The sequence below is a fragment of the Paenibacillus sp. FSL H3-0302 genome (assembly GCF_037982245.1).
GTDB classification, from domain to species: domain Bacteria; phylum Bacillota; class Bacilli; order Paenibacillales; family Paenibacillaceae; genus Paenibacillus_AQ; species Paenibacillus_AQ odorifer.
Window position 1 is genome coordinate 570,554 of record NZ_CP150284.1, and the last position, 20,863, is coordinate 591,416.

Here is a 20,863-nt window from a genome sequence, read left to right on the forward strand (position 1 = left end):
TGAAGTATATCCATATTTAACCCTAATAAAATACAATTTGCACATATGTTCTATATGATAAATTACACAAATTCAGGGTTTTATTATCAGTCGGTGTATAGATACCATCGTCTGACGAGCGGAATTCTCTTCCACTGTTTCTTAAGCCAAGGAAGTACATAGTAGTCTAGACCAAGTGTGCTTCCCGATCCGCCGATGCAGGCAATACCAGCAGCAACGTACCATAACATTTCTGTCGAGGCCATTTTGGTTGACCAAATCATGACCGACATGCCTACGGTTGCTATAGAAGCAAGTGCTGTGAAGAGACCAACGATGAGCATAATACCGAAGACGATTTCTGCACATACCATACCGATTTGGAACCATTTCGCGAGGAAAGTATAACTTCCGTCGTTGTTGTAGAACATCAAATCCATGAACCAGTTTGTAATGTTGTATACGAAGTTAGGTACAGGCAACGCTTCAACTGCTTCTTTTGCAGTGGATACTGCTGAAGCTGCAGATTGTGCATCTACGGTGTCTTTAACTGCATCTACTGCAACACTGGCTGCTGATGAAGCATCCGTTGCAAAAGGAGCAGCTGGAATCAAGAAAATCTTATCTGGATCTTTCCAAATCTTTTGGATCTTCTCAATACCTTCGTATAACCACATACCCCCAAGTAGAACACGAAGTGGAACGAGCCAGAAATTAGGTGAACGTTTGGAGAAGTGACCACCCAAGAAGCTCTTGCGGTTCTCAACATGGAAGAATTCATGCATCATATATGTCCATACTTTATTGAATCCGACAACCTGAGACAGGTAGAACATATTAATAAAGTGTTTGGATAGCATTGCCATGAATCCAGTAAGCATAAAGAACTTACCTGGCAGACCAACGTTAGCTACGCCGTAGCGGCTACCAATGGAGACCATTGTACCGTGGAAACCTGGTTTGTAAGCTTTTTTAGCAGTGTTCTGAATGTCGGCGGCAATGTTGCCAGCAACAATCGGAGCGGCTTGTTCAGCGTTCTCAACCATTTGTGGTACAGGACGAGTTTCACCTTCAGGAATGTAGAAAATGTTGTCCCCTACTACGTAGACGTTCTTATGATCTACACTTTCCAGGTTCTCATTCGTAACAATCCGTTTGCGGCCTTGTTGTTGAACTTCAAGTCCACCAACGATTTCGGAGCCTTCAACACCAGCAGTCCAAACAATTGTTTGGGAATCGACAACGTTTTTCTCACCAAGGGCAACACTACCATTGCCTACTTCGGTGATTTTAGCGCCAGTAACGATTTCCACGTTCAGCTTACGAAGGCGAGCTTCAGCTTTTTGAATCAGCTTATCTGGAAGGATAGGCAGAATCTTCGGAGCCATATCAGCCACAATCAGTCTTACTTCGGATGGGTCGATAAAGAACTCCTTGCATAATTCCTCGCGTTGTTCAGCCATTTCACCAACCAGCTCGACACCAGTAAAGCCGGCACCGATAATAACGAAGGTCAGCATAGCACGGCGTACAGCTGGATTTTTCTCCATAGCCGCTTTGGTATACATATCGCGGATTTGGCGTTTCAATGCTACCGCATCATCGTAAGACCAGAAGGAGAAGGTGTTTTCTTCTGCGCCTGGAATACCGAAGAAGGTTGGTTTGCTACCTGTGCCGATTACAAGGTAATCGTAAGCGTAGGTAGCTTTATCGGACTTAAGTTTTCTGCTTTTGAAATCGATATTGCTGATCTCATCAAGAACAACATCTACTTTAAGGCCCGCAAAAATTTTCTTAAGATCGATCTTGATTGAATCCTCTGGAGCACGGTTCGCGGCAACCTCATGCAGCTCAGTCAATAGAGTGTGATATGGATTCCGGTCGATCAGTGTAATTTCAACATCTTTGTTTTTCTTAAATTTCTTTGCCAGTTTCTTAGCCGTGAGTACGCCGCCGTAGCCGCCGCCCAAAATGACTATTTTCTTCAAGAGAAATTCACCTCATTCGTCTGATTAGCTGCAGAAGGTCCTGCGAAATTATTTCGCGCCTTCGAGTGCTTTTTCTGCAAGTGTAAAATATTCACCAACATGAATACTCACGCCGGAAATTGCATCAGTTTTGCCTTCAGCATCAAGCGTTGGAGCAGTACCTTTGTTTTCAAGGAAGTATTTTTCAGCCAAAGCGATTTCTTCATGCCATTCAGCAGAAGCGCCGCCAGCTTTCATACCATATTTACCATCAACGGAGAATTGCTTCTTGTCATCGCCAGCAGCATTCAAACCACTGAATTTAACAGCTACAACATTACCGTTAGCAACAGTCAGGTCAACAGTGGATTTCCAACCGGATTCAGCGTCCATTTCGCCTTCAGCATGGTAGCCTCCGTCTTTATATTGACCAGCTTCTACTGGACCAGCAGCAAGAGCAGCTTGAGCAGCTTTTACAAAGTCAGATACGTGTACGGATACACCAGAGATGGCATCAGTTTTCCCCTCAGCATCAAAAGTTATAGCTGCTGGATCTTGTTTTTCGATCAGGAATTCTTCAGCTTTAGCTGCTTGCTCGTGCCATTCAGAAGAAGCACCGCCAGCTTTCATGCCATATTTACCATCTTCAGAAACCTTTTTCTTCAGGTCGCCTGCAGTGTTAACGTTAAAGGCATCCCAGTCAGCTTTAGTGATCTTTCCACCTTCTACAGTTAAGAGTGCGAAATATTGCCAGCCAGTTTTAGCATCAACGTCAGCAGTACCGTAGTAAACTCCGTCTTTGTACTGTCCAGCTTCAGTTCCAGCGTTACCGGAATTTGTTGCAGGAGCAGTTGTTTCAGCTGGTGCGTTAGTAGGGGCTGCGGCGTTGTCTGTGTTGTTACCACAACCTGCGAGCAATCCAAGGATAAGTGCGCTCGACAAGATAACAGAAGCTTTTTTCATTTCAAATGACCTCCAAAAATATAGTTTAAAATATATATATTAAAATGTAAAACATTTTAATAGTCGAGCGAAGTGATAAAAATCACTTTATAAATGATATTTGTCACTTTAATCTCATACCTCATTACCCGTTTGTAACAGTATCATGACTTATATCGGCATAGATTAGAAAAAAATTTAATGATGTTGTTTTATCTCCGATGGCATTCTAGCATATGGAATAGGAAAACATTTGTGAAATAAATCACTTAAAAAATTAAATATTTAATTTATATCTGGATTATATCAAATTTTAAAAGATTTGAATACATAAATTAAAAAATATATGTGACAGAATACGACTTAATTTGCTAATGCCATGAATGGCGGAAAGATTCATAGCGAATGGGGAAGGGTAAGTAAAGGTAACACGGGATAACGATCCTACCCTAATTAATTCAGCTAAGGAGATGAGCTAATAATGGACAACAATGTATTTAAAGGGAAATGGAAACAGCTCAAAGGCGAGGCCAAGAAGCAATGGGGCAAGCTTACAGATGATGATCTTGACGTAATTGATGGTGAAAAGGATAAATTAGTAGGTAAACTACAAGAACGTTATGGACACACGAAAGAAGACGCGGAAAAAGAGTACCAAACTTGGGGACGTTCCTACCGCGATTAATTCGTTACTAATGACGTCTATAATAAAATTCCAGAAGAAGAGCGCAAATCGCATCTGATTTGCGCTCTTCTTCTGCGTCCGTGGGCGGTTAGTTATCGAATAGGGCTTTAGTATGGTAGTATTATGAGATGAAAGTTGTAATTTATTTTGCCAAGGTGGGAGTGAATCTATGGGTTATCTTAAAATATTTTTTGGAAACACCGCGATGCTAATAGCTGTAGCCTATTTGGCTAATCTTATATATAAAAGCACCATTTCAAATGCAAGTGTAAGAATAAAGAAAGTAAGCTGGGTATTACTAGCCATCTTTGCCGGGTGGATTAGTACTCTTTTTGGATATAGGCTGGATGAGCATGTGATTTTTGATTTACGTTTTGTGCCACTTATTATTTCAACGCTGGCTTATCCGCATCCTTTCATTCTTGTTTTGATTGGTATAGGAACAGGTCTTACACGGTTAACTTTTGGAGTAAATGAGGCAGCAATGGCTGGTACAATTAATTTGTCCATTCTAGGATTTATTTGTGCTGCGCTTAGCTACTGGGTCAGACGATCTAGCTTATGCATAGTGAACAAAGGTTTGATCGTGATTCTAGTCGTAAATGTAATGAATGCAATCAACATTATGGTGTTTGGTGTGATTCCCGCCCCAGAGTACATAAGAGAGATTATGCCGATTACTTTCCCTGCGGGGTTGATTCTAAGTGTTCTATTCTCCTTAATTATTCGTGACTTTCAATTAGGACTCTTACGGAATGTGCAGATTCAGCGTGCTAATGAACAACTGTCCGCCCAGACGGAGGAGCTGCATAAGAATAAGATAGCGCTTGAAGAACGTGCCGATCAGTTAATGATGGCTTCGCAATTTAAATCCGAATTTCTGGCCAATATGTCTCATGAGCTTCGAACACCACTGAATAGCATCATTAATTTATCGCAATTAATTGAAGACAATGATAATTCTCTTACGGAAGCAGAAATGAGTGAGTATGCAGCCATTATTCGCCGTTCTGGTGAAGAATTATTGATGATAATTGGCGATATATTAGATCTGTCCAAAGTGGAAGCAGGTCGATTGGATATTATAAATGAAGATTTAAGTGTTATTGAGATCCCAGAGATCCTGGCTATGCAATTCGCTGTCACGGCTAAACAAAAGGAATTAGAATTTACTATTGCTATGGAAGAAAACATCCCGCAAATGATTCATTCCGATCCACAGCGGATTCAGCAGATCCTGCGTAATTTGCTCTCTAATGCTTTTAAATTTACAAAGTCTGGCCATGTCGCACTCCGTATTCGTCAAGAGGAACGTGGGGAAAGAGCTATTGTGAAGCATTGGATTGTATTTGAGGTAGAAGATAGTGGGATAGGTATTGCACCAGAGAAGCATGCCATGATCTTTGAAGCCTTCCAACAGGCGGATAGAACAATTAGTCGAAAATATGGCGGAACAGGATTAGGACTTTCTATTAGTAATGATTTGGCCAGACTGCTCGGAGGGTTCATTACTTTAGAAAGTGAGGAGGGTAAAGGGAGTCGTTTTTCGCTTTATTTACCCCTCGAATTCATAGAAGAGTAAGCTCCAATATTATTTGTTAATTTGGCGTATTGACAGTAGATTGATGCGGAGTAGAATGAAGCAAATGCCGCATCAAAGGAGTGTTACCCCTTTCTATGAACAACATGGAAACTAAGCACACAGTTACTAGTTCAAAGCGTGTCCGTAAAACCTCAGTACATCGCAGGAATTTGCGCATTGCTACCTGGGAAGGTGTGCCATCGACCATTTTCCAGGTCCTGCTGCAAGGGCAGTTTCTAACAGGATTCCTGCTATATTTAGGAGCCACTTCAAGTCAAATTGGATTTGTGCTAGCGCTTACCACTTTGGTTAACGTGATGCAGATCGGGGTAGCTTTTTTGATTCAGAAGCTGCCAAGCCGCAAATGGGCTATGGTTACTTTTATCGGCCTGCATAGGATACTTTGGAGTTCTACGGGGCTAATTCCGTTTATTTTTCCTAAAGAGTATTGGGTCATGGCTTTTATAGCCTTATATACTACTGCTTTTATTGCCAATACGGCGGGTGGTGTGCTGTGGAGCTCTGTGATCAGCGATCTTGTTCCGGCACGTGTGCGTGGACGTTATTTTGGGATTCGTAATACGTTCCTGAATGCACTCGGTAGTCTGGTGATGTATGGTGGGGGTATCGTTTTGGATCGTTATCCCGGGAGCCATGGCTTTCTGATTCTTTATATTGTTGTGTGGATCTTCGCGATCTCTAACGTCGTTGTATTCTTTTTTTATCCCGACGTGCCTTTCGAGAAATCGGAAGAACATAAATTTTTACCGATGTTTAAGAAACCGCTTAAAGATACTTTATTTATGAAGTCTACTTTGTTTCTGGCCGCCTGGTTGCTGCTGCAGAATTTAACTGTTCCGCTATACTCGTATGTCATGTTGCAGTTACTTCATATAAATTATGAAACGTTATCACTGCTTAATGTGTCCCAGACTCTTTTTATGATGGCTAGTTTCTACGTTTGGGGTAATCTAAATGCAAAATATAGCAATAAACGTCTGTTGTTCTTTACGTTGCCGATTATTGCCTTGTCCTCGTTGATGTGGGGACTCTTGTCTGTGTTGCCGATGCTGTTGGTGTTGTTTGCCGCTCATATTGTTTTTGGTGTAGGTGTAGGCGGTTTCAACCAGCTGGCCTTTAATTTTATTATTGGAGACACGCCGAAAAAAGAACGGCCTATGTATATGGCGACCTATGCGGCGCTTACGGGTTTATCATCCTTTTTTGGTCCGCTTATTGGGGGACAGCTGTATGAAAAAATTGCCCACTGGCCGCAATGGACCCAAGTATACGGTATGCAGTTGGTAGTGGGAACGCTTATGATCGCTCTTGCCTTCCTGCTGGGCCGTCGTATTCTAAAGGACGAATAGAAGTAAAGGGGACTATTCCATGTTAAGGATTGCGTTGGTATTAGGGGCTACTGGATTAGTAGGGAAAGCGGTTACGGAGGAATTGCTGAATCGTGAAGGTTGGGGTGAGGTGAGAGTGCTTGTACGGACTCCATTAGCTTTAGAACATCCTAAGCTTAAGCAAATCGTTGTGGATTGGGAGAGCCTGGCGGAGTATAGCGATTCGTTCGAAGGCGTTCATTCCATCTTCTGTTGCCTCGGGACTACGATCAAGAAGGCAGGTTCACAAGAGCAGTTCGAACGTGTCGATCTGGATTATCCGCTTGCAGCTGCTGCTATTGCGAGAGATCACGGTGTTAAACAGTTCTTGGTTGTTTCATCCATGGGGGCAGATGCCAAATCGCGCAATTTCTACAGTCGGACTAAGGGGAGAGCAGAGGAAGCGTTAAGCAAAATCGGTTTTCAAGGGCTGCATTTGTTTCGGCCATCCTTGCTGCTGGGTCATCGTGAGGAATTCAGACTGGGAGAACGCGTCGCGGCTAGATTGATGAAAGCACTGGAGTTTGTGATGGTTGGCAAAGCGGCTAAATATCGTGCCATACCTGGTGTAACTGTGGCGAGAGCTATGGTTAACATTGCCTCTGCTGACACGCATGGTCTGCATATCTACACGAATGAAGTAATACATGTGATTGGAAAACGTTAAGTTTTTCGGGCTGCTAATAAATTTGCATTACGGTGAGAACAGGACTTACAATGGACAATAAATGATCAGCGTTTAATGGAGAGGGGTAACAAGATGAGTAAAAAACAAGTAGCTACTACAAAAGCACCAGGAGCCATTGGTCCTTATAGTCAAGCCATTACCACCGGTAGTTGGGTATACACTTCAGGACAACTGGGCCTTAATCCCGAGACAGGGAATTTGGCTGAAGGCGTTCAGGAACAAGCTCGTCAAGCACTTAGCAATGTACAAGCTATTCTTGAGGAAGCTGGTGCATCACTGGATCATGTAGTGAAGACCACCGTATTCCTAAAAGATATGAATGATTTTGCAGCAGTTAACGAGGTTTACAGCACTTTCTTTAAAGAACCTTATCCTGCCCGCAGTGCCATTGAGGTTGCTCGGCTGCCCAAAGACGGACTTGTTGAGATCGAAGCGGTAGCACGTAAGAAATAAATATGATTTCGCACTTCTAGATTATTCTACAAAAAAAGGCGGGTTAAGGAGGATCACCTTCTTAGCCTGCCTTTTTATATTATCAAGAGGACAATCAGTATCTGCTGTATCTTCTGCGGCGTGGTGTGAGCAATAGCCAAATGCTGTAGAGCAGCAGAAGACCTGCCGTTACTGTGCCCGTTACAAAGACTGCATTAGCTTCTCTATGTTCCAAGGCGATCGCGATGAAAGCCCATACGAAGACCAGAGGATAGATGCTGTCTCGGTTAGGGTAGCTGACTAACACCGCAAGCAGTGTCCCCACGCAGAGCATGATCACGGCCCAGGTTATCCCGCTAAGTCCAAACCCATCCCAATGATTTTTCTCCAGAACAACGCTAACATTCACGATAGTCGCCACAGAGATCCAGCCAAGGTATATACTAAAGGGTAGCTTGATCAGCCATTTCTCACCTGAAGTAGGATTTGCGATCTGGCGCGTTCGGCGATAGATAACAATGATGGAAATTAACATTAACACCATGGCAATCAAAGAAAGCTCGATGTATAGATACTGCCAGAGGAAAAGCCAGCTCATATTAAAAACACAGCTCAGGATAAACCAGAACGAAATAGCTCGTACAGAATCCCTAGAACTTGTATAGGAGCGGAATTGATAAATAACGAAACCGGCTAACAAGAGGTAGATCAGCGACCAAATGGAGAACGCGTAGCCAGCAGGAGTCATGTAAGTCTTATATTTGTCAGAGATTTCTCCTGTACTGTTTCCGCCCAAAGGCAAGGTTACCGCCAGCACATTTACGATAATTACACCCACAAAGAATACGAGGTTCCACCATTTATAAGGATTATAACGTCTCAAATAATTCACTCCCTAGCTTTTTTAATAGGGTGTTGCTTATTTAGAATATACCCCTTTTTGGCCTAATTAAGACTATAAAAAGAAAAGAAGTGACTAGTGAGTCATAACATTCTTGGATAGCAGGGCAGTAGTGCGGGGTATTTTAAATGAATCAAATTACTGGGTGTTTCTATATCCTTCAACTTTATTTCATAAAAATCTACAGAAAATATGCAGAAATGTTTTTAAATCAGCGCTTTTTCGTATAAGATGAAGAGATGAAGATTCAAGAAAATATAAGTTTTGTCCTAGTTCTTTATCCTTATATTTACCGCAGGACCGCATTCCCTCTCTAAAAGAGGAAGAAGCGACTTCTACTTGTATAGCTTCAAAATTTATTTCTCGCGGAAAAGGTTGCAGTTACCCTTCCTGATGGTGGGGGGCTGGTTCTTTTTTTGCTTGCTTAAAAGACAGGAGATCACCGATGACTAAGCATCTGTATGCAATATGGTTAGGGGACGTTTTATTTTGCTTCTCTGGCGAAACTTCGGAGCCGAAGGTTGACGCTTGGACTCGCGTAGTGAAGCGGATGGAGCTACAGGGAGGAGTGCGTCCTTTTGCAACTGCTGCTCTGCGTCTGGCAGAAGTGAAATATCCGGCTCCCCCTGTAGAGGGGAAGCCAGCCCGGCGCGGATTGCCCGGACGAACGTTCGAAGGGCTCGCCTTGGTTCCTAGCGATGCATTTCAACTGCTTCTGGCATGGGATGAGACGTTATGCCGAGATCAGGGAGTGGAGCCAGGCGGCGAACTGCGTTACTGGGCGGCAGCGGCACGTTTTGCGCTGGAGCTGATGGGTACGGGCGGGATTACGCCGGGGGCCTTGCCACCACGCCCTGTGGGCTCACGTCGCCGCGGCGGCGAACAGGCGGCGACGGTCTGCTGGTCGCCAGCTTTCCGAAAGCAGGAGGACAAAGAGATCTTTCTGCAGCTGGCAGCATCCATGCCTGTTCTTGCACTAGGAACGCATATCGCAGAGGCAGGGGATTTATCCTCTCGTGATGAGGCTGGAGCATATGTGCTTTACTCCTTTATGCAGGCTGTAATGACTGCTGAGATAAAAAAAGTAATTGCGGGCATTGAAAGTGAGTTAATCCCTTATAAAGCGAATTATCGCCGGGGTTATTCCCCTTTAACTGAACTGTGGTGGAATAGCCTTCTCACGGGAAGCCGAGATATACCCGTGCAAGGAACTCCAGCTGAGGTGACAGACCTTTTGGTCACTGTGAACGAGACCGCTGGCAGCGATGTGCCACATTCAGAGCCAGAGGAAGCACGGAGCGGGCAGCTGGGTCTTGGGCTACGGCTGGAGCCGCCAGAAGACAATGAAAACAATAATGAAGTCTGGCGGTTAACCTTCTGGGCGGAGAATAAGGAAGAAGGGGAATTCTGGTTTCCCGCCAAATCGATCTGGAGTAGTAAAGAACGAGAGTTTACGTTATGGGGTAAACGCTATCGCAATATCCAGCAGCAGCTGCTTATAGCGCTGGGCCGGGCTGCGAAGATATCGCCGGATATTCAGCGCGCTCTTGCTAAGCCTGCGCCTACGGGGGCGGATTTGGAACCGGAGCGTCTTTATTTCTTTTTGAAGGAGACGGTGCAGCAGCTGCGCGATCGGGGAATAACGGTGCAGATGCCTTCGCGCTGGAGCCGTGAGGGACGCCGCCGCATTGGCATGAAGATGAAAATGCAGCCGGGCGTGAACGGGGGCGATAGCCCTGCGCCCGCAGCTCTGGGTATGGAAGAGCTGATCTCGTTCCGTATTGAGGCCTCGCTTGGAGATAGTACGATTAGTGAGGAAGAATTAAATGCATTAGTAGAGGCCGGTGTACCTTTTGTACGTTTCCGCGGGGAATGGATCGAGATAGATCCTAAAGAAATCCGCCAGGTTCTTAGATATATGAAACGCCATGAAAACGGAGAAATGACTGCCGCGGATTGGATGCGTCTAGAAGCCGAGGATGGTGAAGATCGGCTCTGGAAAGGAATGTCCGTCACTGGGATGGAGACATCCGGGCTGTTGGCATCACTTATGCGCGGAGATGTATTACGTAATCTTCCGGTGCGTCCCGTACCTGAAGGTCTGCATGGAACTTTAAGACCTTATCAGGAGCGGGGTTATCAATGGCTGGCCGAGCTCAGTGGTCTGGGTTTTGGGGTATGCCTCGCCGATGATATGGGTCTAGGTAAAACGGTGCAGGTTATCACTTGCCTGCTGGACCGGGCGTTAAGTGCTCCCCCTGAAGAGAAGCAGGAGCCTGTGCTGATTCTCTGCCCAACTTCGCTTCTTGGCAACTGGCAGCGGGAGCTGCAGCGCTTTGCACCTTCGCTTAATGTACACATACATCATGGTGGACGCCGTGTTCGGGGAGATAGCTTCTTAGAACTGGCAACGAGTCATGATATCGTACTGACGACCTATCATTTGGCAGGCCGTGACAGTGAGGATTTAGCCAATGTTCAGTGGTCAACAGTGGTGCTGGATGAAGCTCAATATATTAAAAATCACCGTACGAAGCAGGCGCAGAGTGTGATGAAGTTATCAGCGCCGCATCGCATAGCTATGACAGGTACTCCGGTAGAGAACAGACTTGGCGAGTTATGGTCTATTTTCCACTTTTTAAACCCGGGCTATTTAGGAACCTATCATTCCTTCCGGCAGCGTTATGTGTCTGGTGAAGGTGGGGAACGTCTGCGGGAGCTGCATCGCTTGGTATCCCCCTTCCTGTTGCGGCGTCTGAAGAGTGACCCGGATATTTCTAAGGATTTACCGGAGAAGCTGGAGCTGAAGTCTTATTGCCCTCTGACCGAGACCCAAGCTGCCCTGTATCAGGGTGTCGTGGATGAAATGCTCGGTGTGATCGGGGAGAGCAGTGGTATGGCCCGCCGTGGACTGGTGTTATCCTCTCTGACGAAGCTGAAGCAGATTTGCGATCATCCTCAGCTATTCCGGAAAGAAGAAGGACGGAGTCCACGCAATGAACATTCCGGTAAAATGGAGGTTATGTTCGAGGTGCTGGACAGTGTCGCTGAAGTTGGCGAATCTGTGTTGATCTTTACGCAATACGTAGCGATGGGGGAGCTGCTGGTGAGCAAGCTTACTAAGCGTTATGGTACATCGCCGCTGTTCCTTCATGGGGGGATTCCAAAACGGGAGCGGGACGAGATGGTGCATGATTTTCAAGAGGGCAAGGGGCCAGCCTTCTTCGTGTTATCTCTTAAAGCGGGCGGAGTAGGTTTGAACCTAACCCGGGCCAATCATGTTATTCATTACGATCGCTGGTGGAATCCGGCAGTGGAGAATCAGGCGACAGACCGGGCTTTCCGAATTGGGCAGGATAAGAACGTACAAGTTCATAAGCTGATTTGCCAAGGAACGCTGGAGGAACGTATTGACGAATTAATTGAGCGGAAGAAAAGCCTTTCGGAGCAGGTTGTTGGTTCTGGTGAAACATGGTTGACCGAGATGTCTAATCATGAACTGAAGGAGCTTATTGAACTGCAGGATCAGGATTGGATGTAAAGAAAGACATGAGCAATACGGAGGGATCGAACAATGAGTGAACTGTTAGAGATGCGGCTGGAAGTTGTGCCTGGATTAGTAAAAGCAGCATGGACGGCTTCGCCCGGGAAAGTGACGGGAGGGTCGCGGGCAAAAGGTGAATGGAATGTCGGTACTTCTGCTGTTCCTCAGGGACAAAGAACGGAGCAACCTCTCTCTCTGAAGGTTCCAGTATGGCATGCTGCCCGTAGAAAAGAAATATTGCGGCGTCTGGCGCTAAGTCCGGATGAGGTATTTGCTTTGCTGCAAGGGAGATTGACGGGTGGGCTGGCGGAACTGGAGCTTCTGCCTACAGATACTGAGCTGGAGCAAGCCCTCTTTGAGGGGGAAGGGTTAGAGAACCAGGCGGAGACTCTGCAGCTTATAAAAGAACGACTTGCTGAAGAGCCGCTGCTGGCGCTTTCTCTGAGAGGATTTACTAAGGGAGAACTCCTGGATGGAATATTTGCCCTTTGGGCTGAAACTGATATAGCTGCCGATGATTCTGAGACAGAGGCAGCCCCAGCTAGTGAGCTTGCAACAGAATTAGCACGGCTAGAGCGCAAGGGCCCCGCAATTTCTTCTGGGGAATGGCTTGCAGAAGCGGCTGCTGAAGGTTCGCTTCACCAGCCGGGACCGCAGTTCCATGAGATTACGGCTAGGCCATTTCCCTCATCGCCGGTAGTAGCAGCGGTAACGGAAGACTGGGGAGCTTTGCTGCCTCAGACACCTAAGGCTCTAGAAGGCCTAACTTTGATTATGAATCGAGTAGCAGAAGCTGCTGCCCGTCGTGCAAGTAAGGCGTAGTTAAACAGCAGTGGAGTTTAGAGAAGCCGCTTCCTATCTGAGGAGGCGGCTTCTTCTTTGTGTAAAGCTTCTGTAACCTTTTACTATTAAACTCTGTCTATGATTATAGAATAGAAGGAAATGGAAAAAGGAGGGTTTCATTTGAGACTATATGCCGTTTTTGCCCCGATAATCATTGCTGGGTTATTTCTGCAATCCTACATGGTAAACGATAATCTTGGTTTAGATTCGAGTATGGGGACAAATACCGCTGAGCTGAAGACGAATATGAATTCTTTGCAGGGGTATCCTGCTAAATTTAGCATGAATGACATAAAGCATGGATGGGGAATAGACGAGACTGGATTATGGACTACGAACGATGGAGGAAGTAGTTGGTACCATCCGGACAGCAATATCGTTCCTATTCCACAAGAAACAGGCATCTTTGCCGCAGCAAGCTTTTTCCTGAATGCCACAAATGGCTGGATTATTAGTAGTCATGGTATGGGTCAACCTATTCAGATCTATCATACCTCTGATCAGGGCCAGACCTGGAAGGAGACAAAACTTCCCGTCACGGAGGATTGGGAGCAAGGATACAGTGGCGGATTTATTCATTTTATCGATGTGAATAACGGGTATGTGCTGCTGGATTCAGAACCTGGTCTCGGGATGATGGAGAAATCCTTGTATCGCACGGCTGATGGCGGGAACAGCTGGAAGCGAATCGGAAATCTAACGGGGAGTATTAAAGCCTATCCAACAGGGATAACCTTTCAGGATTCCCAGAATGGCTGGATCACCTCCAGCAACCATGGGCAAGAATACATTTTAACGTTCAGAACTACGGATGGCGGGAAGAGCTGGAAGCCGGAGCAATTAAAGAAGCCAGCTGCTCTGGCAGCCTTTACTTACAGTAATAGTTATCCGCCTAAATTCTCAGGCAAAGACAATATGAAAGGCATCCTGCCGCTGGAGATTGTTGACGATGGGATTCGAAGTATGGTGTTTTACACAAGTGATAACGGAGGCAGGACATGGAAGCTTGGCCCTCAATTGCTCGGTACTGAGGCAGCGAGAACAACATGGCTGAACGCTCGTGAAGGTTGGGCTTTGCAGGAGGGCGGCAAACTGGTGGCGACTGTCAACGGGGGTGTAAGCTGGAGGTTGATTGCGACATCACAGCTATTCGCGAAGGCAGAAAACATTCAGTTCGTTACGCCGGAAAACGGCTGGTTGGCGGGTCCAGGATTTCTACAGACCACTACAGATGGCGGCGTTACATGGAAGCCTTTGGTTAGTAAGCCTTGAGGCTGAATACAGCGGAACGCCGGGTCATGATTAGCCGTTGGTTGAGGCTTAGGGACTCAGGAGGCGTTATTCACACATTTATCGCCTATCCAGTATGTTTTCGGACTCCAGTGCAGCTATTTCATATAGTAGGGCGCAGATCGGGTGTTTTTTATGCCGTTAGCGACTTTGGGGTCCGTTAGTATGCAAAATGGAGGATTATTTTGCGAATAAGATCGGCTGTGTCCGATAGCACCTTGCTTCGGCGGCGAAGGGTAATGATCAAACGGCCTAATCGATTAAAAAGAAGGGGGTGGCCCAGCAGCCATTGTCATGGCTTATGAGACATCCCCTTAATTTTTGAGAAATGTAGAAATATGAAAGCTTAAACCTGCCCGCCGGCAGGGGATTCCCCTTCTGCAAGTTCCAGAATCTCGCGGCGTAGGCGCAGCATTTTTTGATCCAGTTCATCGGCGGCGCGTGCGGCATCCTTCAATTCCTCCGCAACATGCGAAGGAAGCTGCTTATCGAATTTATAATACAGAATATGTTCCATACTTGCCCAGAAGTCCATGGCTAGGGTTCGCAGCTGTATTTCGGCTTTGACCCAGCGTGTTCCTTCCAGCAGGACGAGCGGAATTGCGACGATAAGATGCAGGCTTTGATACCCATTCGGCTTGGGATGGGCTATATAATCTTTGATCTCCAATACGCGAATGTCTTCGCGTGTGCTGAGGTGATCAACCAGACGGTAAATATCTTTAACAAAAGCACATACAATCCGCATACCTGCAATATCGTGAATGTGCTGCTCCATATTTTCCAAGTTGAACTCGAAACCTTTGCGCTCCATCTTTTGAAGGATGCTCTTGGGTTCTTTAATTCGGCATTTAACATGCTCGATGGGACTGAAGCCGTCACGGACCTGCCATTCCGTTTTGATCACATCGATTTTATTCTCAAGATCGTTTAGTGCATGGCGATAGAGTGCTGGCAGAGACTTGAACTCATTGATAAGATTTGTGAAATCCTCGTTATCCTGCCAATGTTGCAGATCCTTAACGTGTACCTGCATCTGTTTTAGCGTAAGCTGTGTGCTGTCATGTTCTTCCACTGAAACTCTCCCAATTTCGTTATTTGTGATTAATTCTATTTTAACCGATGTAGAACCCCTGACGCAAAATAACGTCTGAAATCAGGGAAAATAAGAATTTATAGGAACATTCTCCGCTAAATCGCGTATTAAAGCACATTAATGAATCTGTTCGATACATTTGGTATGATAGAAACACGTATCGCTGGAGAGGGAGGAACTGTAATGAGTTTTATGAAACGAATCAAAGATAGTGCGAGCCGGGTTACCGAAAAAGCACAAAGCTCTGTTGAGATCGGCAAGCTGAACGGGCTTATTTCCGATATTGAACGTGAGATGGAAGTGGAATTCACGAAAATGGGCAGGCTTTTTTATGAAGGGTATCGCTCTAAGGATATGTCTGTAGCTGAAGGCAAAATGGTAGAACTGGCACGGACCTGTTCCAAGCTTCAGGAAAAAATTGAAGTCCAACGCGCAAGAATTGCTGAACTGAAAAATGAACGGTTATGTTCTTGTGGCAATGTTGTGGCGCTCGATGCAAATTTTTGTCCAAAGTGTGGAAGTAAGCTGGAGGAGCTAACCACATCAAGAAAGATTCCGTCACCGCCGGTATTCGTCAAAACTGTGGATGAGGACGAAGAGGATGAGGATCAATACTATGGTGCGGATGAGCTAACGGATGAAGAGAAGGAGATTGCAATGAAGCTCCATCCGCAAAGTGTGGTGTATTCTGAGATCCTGCCTTCAGAGGATGATGAGCTGCCATTGGAGGAATATGCGGCGAACGAACATGACATTGAACGGGATCGCAGACATGCTGATCAGCTGGAACGGGAAAGACAAAGACAGCTTGAGCTGGATCGTCGCATCCGCGATTGGAACGCGAATGAACATCAGGAGGAGACCGCAGTCACCCAGGACAGTGGTGTTCGTGATATGATTAAGTGTCAAATCTGTCGGAATGAATTGCCAAAGGGCTCCTTATGGTGCCCACGTTGTGGATCGGAGCAAATATAGTACAGATATCAGTCAGCTTAGGGCTTAGGGGGACAACAAGATGGAACAGCTGCTGCTGCATCTGCGCAATCTGGGCTTCACGGAGATGGAGTCCAAAATCATGGTCGAGCTTGCGACTAAAGGTCAGGCTTCTGGCTATGAGGTTGCCAAACAGCTCGGAGTTTCAAGATCAAATGTGTATGCGGCGCTTCAGCGCCTAACACAGCAGGGATATGTACGATGTGGTGAAGGAGAGCCTGCGCGGTATAGTGTTCTTAATCCGGAGGAGCTGGCGACGATGATCTCGGGAAGAGTTCAAGCTTCGCTGGCTTATATGGAAAGCGAGATGCCTCGCGGGGGGCCTGTTAGTCCTTCTTTTTATAATGTAGAGGGCGACCGCAATGTAATGGGGGCGCTGATTCGCCAGCTTAACATGGCAGAGCAGGAGATTGTAGTGGATATGTGGCGCGAGGAAGCGTCGCTTCTGCGGAGCGAACTTGAACAGGCCGAACTGCGTGGCGTTAGGCTTTTATGGGCTTTTGACGGTGGCAATGCTGCTGCTGCCTCTTACCCGGTATGGCCGTCATTCGGAAAAAATTCGCAGCGGGCGGATGGACGGAAGTTCTCATTTGTGATTGACCGGAGCTGGTGTATGCTGGGGATGCGTTATGATGATGGATCCGCGCAAGCAGTGGTAACAGAGCACCCGGTGTTAGTGGAGCTGCTGTTGAATCATTTTACACAGGAAATGGTCTTGTTCGAGCTGGAGCAGGATATGGGCGCAGAATTAGTAGAGCGTTATGGAGAACGTTACAGCAAAATTCATAGCAAATATGTTATGTATGATCAAGGCGATGATGGGGAAGAACAGGCGCAGTAGTTATTATCATAGGGAGGTGAGAAGCATGGAATGTATCGTCCATTTTGAAGTGGTGCACAATGATGGTCCTAAGAAATTGCGTGGACTGTTGTTTCTGGATAAGGGAGCATCTCCTGGAGAAGCAGAATTAGTCGAAATGTTTAAGGATATGAATTTTAACGTGAGACTGGAAGACCGCGAAAAATTGATTTTTAAACCGGTAAATCCGGGGGATTTCTTGGAGATTCGAATTACGGGTTATGATAACGGTCAGGAAAAGAGCAAGGATGATCATAATTTAAAATCGATCGTTGGAAATTTATTGCCTCAGAAGCCGACAGGTCTGTAATGTGGGGAGAATGGATTCAATGATGGGAGAAGGAGGAGCACTATGGAGCTGTTGAGACAAAAAGTGTTGAAAGAAGGTATTGTACTCGGGCAAGGAGTGCTCAAGGTGGATTCTTTTCTGAATCATCAGATGGACCCCTTCCTGATGCGTGAGGTTGGCCGTGAGTTTATCCGCCGGTTCGCTGGCGAAGAAATTACGAAGGTGCTGACTATAGAATCCTCGGGGATTGCTCCGGGGATTATGACAGCATTAGAGCTGGAGGTTCCGCTGATTTTTGCCCGTAAGCAGAAATCGCTGACGCTGACAGAAGACATTTACGTGGAGAAGGTCTACTCCTTCACGAAGAAAGAAACGAATGAAATTACCGTTTCGAAGAAATTCATTGCTCCCGGAGAACGGGTACTGATTGTTGATGATTTCTTGGCGAATGGTGAAGCCGCCTTCGGACTTGCCCGTATTGTTGAGCAGGCGGGGGGAAGTGTGGTTGGAATTGGTATTGTGATCGAAAAAGCGTTCCAGCCAGGGAATCGGCTGCTGCAGGAAGCGGGATATCGCGTAGAGTCACTTGTGCGTATTGCTTCATTGGAGGACGGAAGAGTCACTTTCGTGGAAGACGAGGAAGAGCCTCTTGTTTGAGGCTTTTGGAATGCATTCTCAAACAAAAGCTATAGGATATACAAAACAGCAAGCGAACTGGTAATGAACCAGTCGCTTGCTGTTTTTTGTGTGTATGGTATGCACGGGTCAGGTTACCCGTTGCTGCCGCATGCCGCTGCAGTGTCGACGGGCAGCTGTACGCTGTCCGCCGTCAGCGGCGATAGCACCCGCAGCGCCCCCGGCTCGCAGCGAACGGCCAGCGGCCCTTTGCCGAGGCTCTCGCCGTCGCCGATCGCAGGCCGGGCCTCGGCAAAGCCCACAGCTACGCTACGTCCGCGCAGCATAGACACGAAGGGCAACGCCACATGCTTGCCCTTCAGTACCGTGGGGAACAACCGCAGCAGCTGCCCGCGGCTGCACCCATGCACGACGCAGACGTCAAGCTGGCCGTCATCGGCCTTTGCCTGCGGGCAGATCAAAAGCCCGCCGCCGTAGCTGGGCAGGTTGCAGATCGAGACCAGCCATGCCTTCTCGAAGGCGTGCTCCGTACCGTCGCAGACTACGCTTACCCGGCAGGGCTTGAATGTCATCAGCGTATGCAATATGCCGATGATATACGCGAGCTGGCCTGCTCCAATGGCATTGCACAGCCTTTTGTATCGGCTGGCATTCACATTCTCGGCCACTTGAGCATCAAAGCCATTGGCAACGGCTGTTACGGTCAGTCCGTTTGCTCCTGAAAGCAGGTCTGCTTCGATATACCGCTCGCTAAGGGCGGCCTCCAGCGCGGCTTCTATGGAAAGTGGAATGCCGAACCCCCGGGCGGTGTCGTTGCCGGAGCCGGCAGGAATTACGCCCATGGGGATATCTTTGCCGCAAAGTGCACCCAAAATGCTATGGAGCGTGCCGTCACCGCCGATTACAATCACGGCTTTCCAATCCTCGCGATGCTTTAGTGTATTTAAAACAAGGGCTTCTGCACCCTCTACGCTGTGCGTAAACAAGGACATGAAAGGCAGCGAACGCTCCTTCATGAGCGCCTCTACAGTATGCCAGGTCCGGCCGCCTGCTCCCCCGCCGGAACGCGGGTTTATGATAAATAGATACATATGATTTCCTCCAGCCTGTAGAATTCCATTGATGCCCTTTCTACATTGTAAGGAGTGGATGGGTAAAAGGGAATACTTTTCAGCGATCAGAGGGGCTGCTTTTTGGGGGATTACAGATGGCGAATCTGACTTTCTGCGATATCACCTGCCCAAGGAAGTTTATACCACCTGCCACTTAAGGCATGGTAGATCATTAACAGCCACACCCCAAAGCTGCAAAGAGAGACGAGGGCACTCATCAAGGGGCCGAGGAATGGGACCAATCCGGTTAGAACGTGGAGGATCATCAGCACCCCGAAGGTAATCAGTGATTGCAGCGAATGGAACAGCACAAAGCGGCTGCGTTTCTCCAATGCGAGAAAGACGACGCCGCCGAGAAAAGGGAAAAAGTAACATAACGCGCCCGCTATATTATCGGGCAATCCGGTGGATGATTTAAAAGGGGACAATGGGCTCACTCTCCTTCTGCTTGGAGAAGAAGGGGCTTGATTGTTCGAATCCTTCTTCCTTACAAGCCTATGACTTGTCAGGAAAAAGTATGTTTAGCTCATTGAAGGGAGAACATACTTTTCAAGCAGCCTGCGAGGGTTCTTCCAGTTGTTTGTCTTGCTCTCTGCTGTAAAGACCACTACAGCATCCAGATTGGGAAAGAGCAGAATCTGCTGCCCGCCATGCCCGTGGGCGAGCTTGTAGGGCTGCCCGCTCATCGTACCGATCCAAAACTGATATCCGTAATCACCAAACGCTGGATATCCCTTTGCTTGAGCGGTAAGTGCATCCTGCAACCAATGTTCTGGGATGATTTGCTGCTCTGCAAACACTCCATTATTCAGCAGGCAGATTCCGAATTTAGCCATATCCCGAGACGTTAGGTGCAAACCGATATGACCCATGCTATGTCCTTCGGGGCTAGGTAACCAAGCGGTATTAGCCATTCGGAGTGGAGTGAATAAATGCTGTGCTGCATAGGAAAATGCATCAAGACCTGTAGATTCACTAATCATTATCGAGATTAGATGTGAGTCGATGCTTCGATATTGGAACTGGCCGATTTGTTCTGGAATAATGTTCAAGCTAAGGCCAAAGGAACCCCAGCGGCGGCTGCGATGGAGGTTCCGAACAAGCGGTTCACCAAGCTTCTTCCCTGTGATCCAGCTAAAACCGGAAGTCATGGTAAGAAGATGACGGAGTGTAATTTTTGAGAGATGTGGGGAGTGAAGGTATGGAATATGCTTGCGAAGGACCTCGGACACAGAAATATGGAGATCAGGCATCTCTCCACGGCCGATAGCGATTCCCGTAAGGACACTGACAAAACTTTTGGTGGCAGAACGGAGATCATTTAATGCTCCAGCATGATGGTCGTTATAATAACGTTCGAAGATAAGTTTTCCATGACGCACAATAAGCATGCTATGCATCTTGGGGTATTCTTTTAGGATAGCTTGATGGGCTTGTTCAAGACCCTCCCTGCGTGTATCGGTGTCTTCTGGCGTTGCGGTAGTCATTAGGGGAATTACAGGCTGGGCCATAAAGATCTCCTTCTCATTTGTTGATAAATACAATTTCGCTTGCTGTATAGGTTATTGTATTTTAACCAGTTTGGAGAGATCTGACTTACGAAGACAGCTGTAAAAAATAATATTTTCCAAATAGTA

General features: G+C 46.8%; 19 protein-coding genes. 12 read left to right on the top strand and 7 right to left on the bottom strand.

What is annotated here, in order from left to right; translation table 11 throughout:
* Nucleotides 1-86: 86 nt before the first annotated feature.
* The gene (locus MHH50_RS02525) at nt 87-1,967 is read right to left on the bottom strand and encodes an FAD-dependent oxidoreductase (RefSeq protein WP_076124507.1); all 1,881 of its coding nucleotides are present in this window, start codon (nt 1,965-1,967) and stop codon (nt 87-89) included.
* A 48-nt stretch (nt 1,968-2,015) separates the two neighbouring features.
* Nucleotides 2,016-2,909, bottom strand: a complete 894-nt coding sequence (locus MHH50_RS02530; protein ID WP_076124505.1) for an FMN-binding protein — start codon at nt 2,907-2,909, stop codon at nt 2,016-2,018.
* A gap of 460 nt (nt 2,910-3,369) precedes the next feature.
* Here MHH50_RS02530 and MHH50_RS02535 point away from each other — a divergent pair, with 460 nt between their 5' ends.
* The 5 genes from MHH50_RS02535 (at nt 3,370) to MHH50_RS02555 (ending at nt 7,684) form a co-directional block, all read left to right on the top strand.
* Complete coding sequence (locus MHH50_RS02535; protein WP_036682530.1) at nt 3,370-3,573, top strand: CsbD family protein; 204 nt, start codon at nt 3,370-3,372, stop codon at nt 3,571-3,573.
* Between the two features lie 169 nt (nt 3,574-3,742).
* The gene (locus MHH50_RS02540; RefSeq protein ID WP_076124504.1) at nt 3,743-5,155 is read left to right on the top strand and encodes an ATP-binding protein; all 1,413 of its coding nucleotides are present in this window, start codon (nt 3,743-3,745) and stop codon (nt 5,153-5,155) included.
* Nucleotides 5,156-5,259: 104 nt separating this feature from the next.
* Nucleotides 5,260-6,525 (top strand): MFS transporter, encoded by a 1,266-nt coding sequence (locus tag MHH50_RS02545; protein ID WP_036682545.1) that lies wholly within the window; start codon nt 5,260-5,262, stop codon nt 6,523-6,525.
* A 19-nt stretch (nt 6,526-6,544) separates the two neighbouring features.
* Entirely contained in the window at nt 6,545-7,210 is a 666-nt protein-coding gene (locus tag MHH50_RS02550) for an oxidoreductase (RefSeq protein WP_076124502.1), read from the top strand.
* Between the two features lie 93 nt (nt 7,211-7,303).
* A complete protein-coding gene (locus MHH50_RS02555; RefSeq protein ID WP_036682524.1) occupies nt 7,304-7,684 on the top strand; it encodes a RidA family protein in 381 nt (126 codons plus the stop codon).
* 94 nt (nt 7,685-7,778) lie between these two features.
* Here the strand turns inward: MHH50_RS02555 and MHH50_RS02560 are convergent, their stop codons facing one another.
* Nucleotides 7,779-8,546 (bottom strand): TspO/MBR family protein, encoded by a 768-nt coding sequence (locus MHH50_RS02560; RefSeq protein WP_076124500.1) that lies wholly within the window; start codon nt 8,544-8,546, stop codon nt 7,779-7,781.
* A gap of 463 nt (nt 8,547-9,009) precedes the next feature.
* On the opposite strand from MHH50_RS02560, the gene MHH50_RS02565 reads away from it, so the two are divergent.
* The 3 genes from MHH50_RS02565 (at nt 9,010) to MHH50_RS02575 (ending at nt 14,223) form a co-directional block, all read left to right on the top strand.
* Nucleotides 9,010-12,105: a DEAD/DEAH box helicase gene (locus tag MHH50_RS02565; RefSeq protein WP_076124498.1), complete on the top strand. Its 3,096-nt coding sequence runs from the start codon at nt 9,010-9,012 to the stop codon at nt 12,103-12,105.
* A gap of 33 nt (nt 12,106-12,138) precedes the next feature.
* Complete coding sequence (locus MHH50_RS02570) at nt 12,139-12,930, top strand: hypothetical protein (RefSeq protein ID WP_076124497.1); 792 nt, start codon at nt 12,139-12,141, stop codon at nt 12,928-12,930.
* Between the two features lie 141 nt (nt 12,931-13,071).
* Complete coding sequence (locus tag MHH50_RS02575; RefSeq protein ID WP_340033903.1) at nt 13,072-14,223, top strand: YCF48-related protein; 1,152 nt, start codon at nt 13,072-13,074, stop codon at nt 14,221-14,223.
* A 364-nt stretch (nt 14,224-14,587) separates the two neighbouring features.
* Here MHH50_RS02575 and MHH50_RS02580 read toward each other — a convergent pair whose 3' ends face one another.
* The gene (locus MHH50_RS02580) at nt 14,588-15,316 is read right to left on the bottom strand and encodes a GTP pyrophosphokinase family protein (protein ID WP_076218890.1); all 729 of its coding nucleotides are present in this window, start codon (nt 15,314-15,316) and stop codon (nt 14,588-14,590) included.
* Between the two features lie 204 nt (nt 15,317-15,520).
* Between MHH50_RS02580 and MHH50_RS02585 the strand changes: the two genes are divergently transcribed.
* The 4 genes from MHH50_RS02585 to MHH50_RS02600 are packed head-to-tail and all read left to right on the top strand — an operon-like array spanning nt 15,521 to nt 18,135.
* A complete protein-coding gene (locus tag MHH50_RS02585) occupies nt 15,521-16,312 on the top strand; it encodes a zinc ribbon domain-containing protein (protein ID WP_076124493.1) in 792 nt (263 codons plus the stop codon).
* A 40-nt stretch (nt 16,313-16,352) separates the two neighbouring features.
* Nucleotides 16,353-17,171, top strand: a complete 819-nt coding sequence (locus MHH50_RS02590; RefSeq protein ID WP_076124492.1) for a TrmB family transcriptional regulator — start codon at nt 16,353-16,355, stop codon at nt 17,169-17,171.
* 25 nt (nt 17,172-17,196) lie between these two features.
* Nucleotides 17,197-17,499: a hypothetical protein gene (locus MHH50_RS02595; RefSeq protein WP_038568522.1), complete on the top strand. Its 303-nt coding sequence runs from the start codon at nt 17,197-17,199 to the stop codon at nt 17,497-17,499.
* Between the two features lie 42 nt (nt 17,500-17,541).
* The gene (locus tag MHH50_RS02600; protein ID WP_076101352.1) at nt 17,542-18,135 is read left to right on the top strand and encodes a xanthine phosphoribosyltransferase; all 594 of its coding nucleotides are present in this window, start codon (nt 17,542-17,544) and stop codon (nt 18,133-18,135) included.
* 113 nt (nt 18,136-18,248) lie between these two features.
* Here MHH50_RS02600 and MHH50_RS02605 read toward each other — a convergent pair whose 3' ends face one another.
* From MHH50_RS02605 to MHH50_RS02615, 3 genes are all read right to left on the bottom strand, one after another.
* A complete protein-coding gene (locus MHH50_RS02605; protein WP_340033904.1) occupies nt 18,249-19,205 on the bottom strand; it encodes a diacylglycerol kinase family protein in 957 nt (318 codons plus the stop codon).
* A gap of 110 nt (nt 19,206-19,315) precedes the next feature.
* The gene (locus tag MHH50_RS02610) at nt 19,316-19,654 is read right to left on the bottom strand and encodes a membrane protein (protein ID WP_036682511.1); all 339 of its coding nucleotides are present in this window, start codon (nt 19,652-19,654) and stop codon (nt 19,316-19,318) included.
* Nucleotides 19,655-19,747: 93 nt separating this feature from the next.
* Nucleotides 19,748-20,737 (bottom strand): serine hydrolase, encoded by a 990-nt coding sequence (locus MHH50_RS02615; protein ID WP_076276043.1) that lies wholly within the window; start codon nt 20,735-20,737, stop codon nt 19,748-19,750.
* Nucleotides 20,738-20,863: the final 126 nt, after the last annotated feature.

What these genes read in the sequence shown, in the direction of transcription:
- MHH50_RS02550 (WP_076124502.1), top strand. Translation starts at nt 6,545, where the DNA reads ATGTTAAGGATTGCGTTGGTATTAGGGGCTACTGGATTAGTAGGGAAA.
- MHH50_RS02605 (WP_340033904.1), bottom strand. Translation starts at nt 19,205, where the DNA reads ATGTATCTATTTATCATAAACCCGCGTTCCGGCGGGGGAGCAGGCGGC.
- MHH50_RS02540 (WP_076124504.1), top strand. Translation starts at nt 3,743, where the DNA reads ATGGGTTATCTTAAAATATTTTTTGGAAACACCGCGATGCTAATAGCT.
- MHH50_RS02585 (WP_076124493.1), top strand. Translation starts at nt 15,521, where the DNA reads ATGAGTTTTATGAAACGAATCAAAGATAGTGCGAGCCGGGTTACCGAA.
- MHH50_RS02590 (WP_076124492.1), top strand. Translation starts at nt 16,353, where the DNA reads ATGGAACAGCTGCTGCTGCATCTGCGCAATCTGGGCTTCACGGAGATG.
- MHH50_RS02535 (WP_036682530.1), top strand. Translation starts at nt 3,370, where the DNA reads ATGGACAACAATGTATTTAAAGGGAAATGGAAACAGCTCAAAGGCGAG.
- MHH50_RS02545 (WP_036682545.1), top strand. Translation starts at nt 5,260, where the DNA reads ATGGAAACTAAGCACACAGTTACTAGTTCAAAGCGTGTCCGTAAAACC.
- MHH50_RS02530 (WP_076124505.1), bottom strand. Translation starts at nt 2,909, where the DNA reads ATGAAAAAAGCTTCTGTTATCTTGTCGAGCGCACTTATCCTTGGATTG.
- MHH50_RS02570 (WP_076124497.1), top strand. Translation starts at nt 12,139, where the DNA reads ATGAGTGAACTGTTAGAGATGCGGCTGGAAGTTGTGCCTGGATTAGTA.
- MHH50_RS02595 (WP_038568522.1), top strand. Translation starts at nt 17,197, where the DNA reads ATGGAATGTATCGTCCATTTTGAAGTGGTGCACAATGATGGTCCTAAG.
- MHH50_RS02615 (WP_076276043.1), bottom strand. Translation starts at nt 20,737, where the DNA reads ATGGCCCAGCCTGTAATTCCCCTAATGACTACCGCAACGCCAGAAGAC.
- MHH50_RS02565 (WP_076124498.1), top strand. Translation starts at nt 9,010, where the DNA reads ATGACTAAGCATCTGTATGCAATATGGTTAGGGGACGTTTTATTTTGC.
- MHH50_RS02555 (WP_036682524.1), top strand. Translation starts at nt 7,304, where the DNA reads ATGAGTAAAAAACAAGTAGCTACTACAAAAGCACCAGGAGCCATTGGT.
- MHH50_RS02600 (WP_076101352.1), top strand. Translation starts at nt 17,542, where the DNA reads ATGGAGCTGTTGAGACAAAAAGTGTTGAAAGAAGGTATTGTACTCGGG.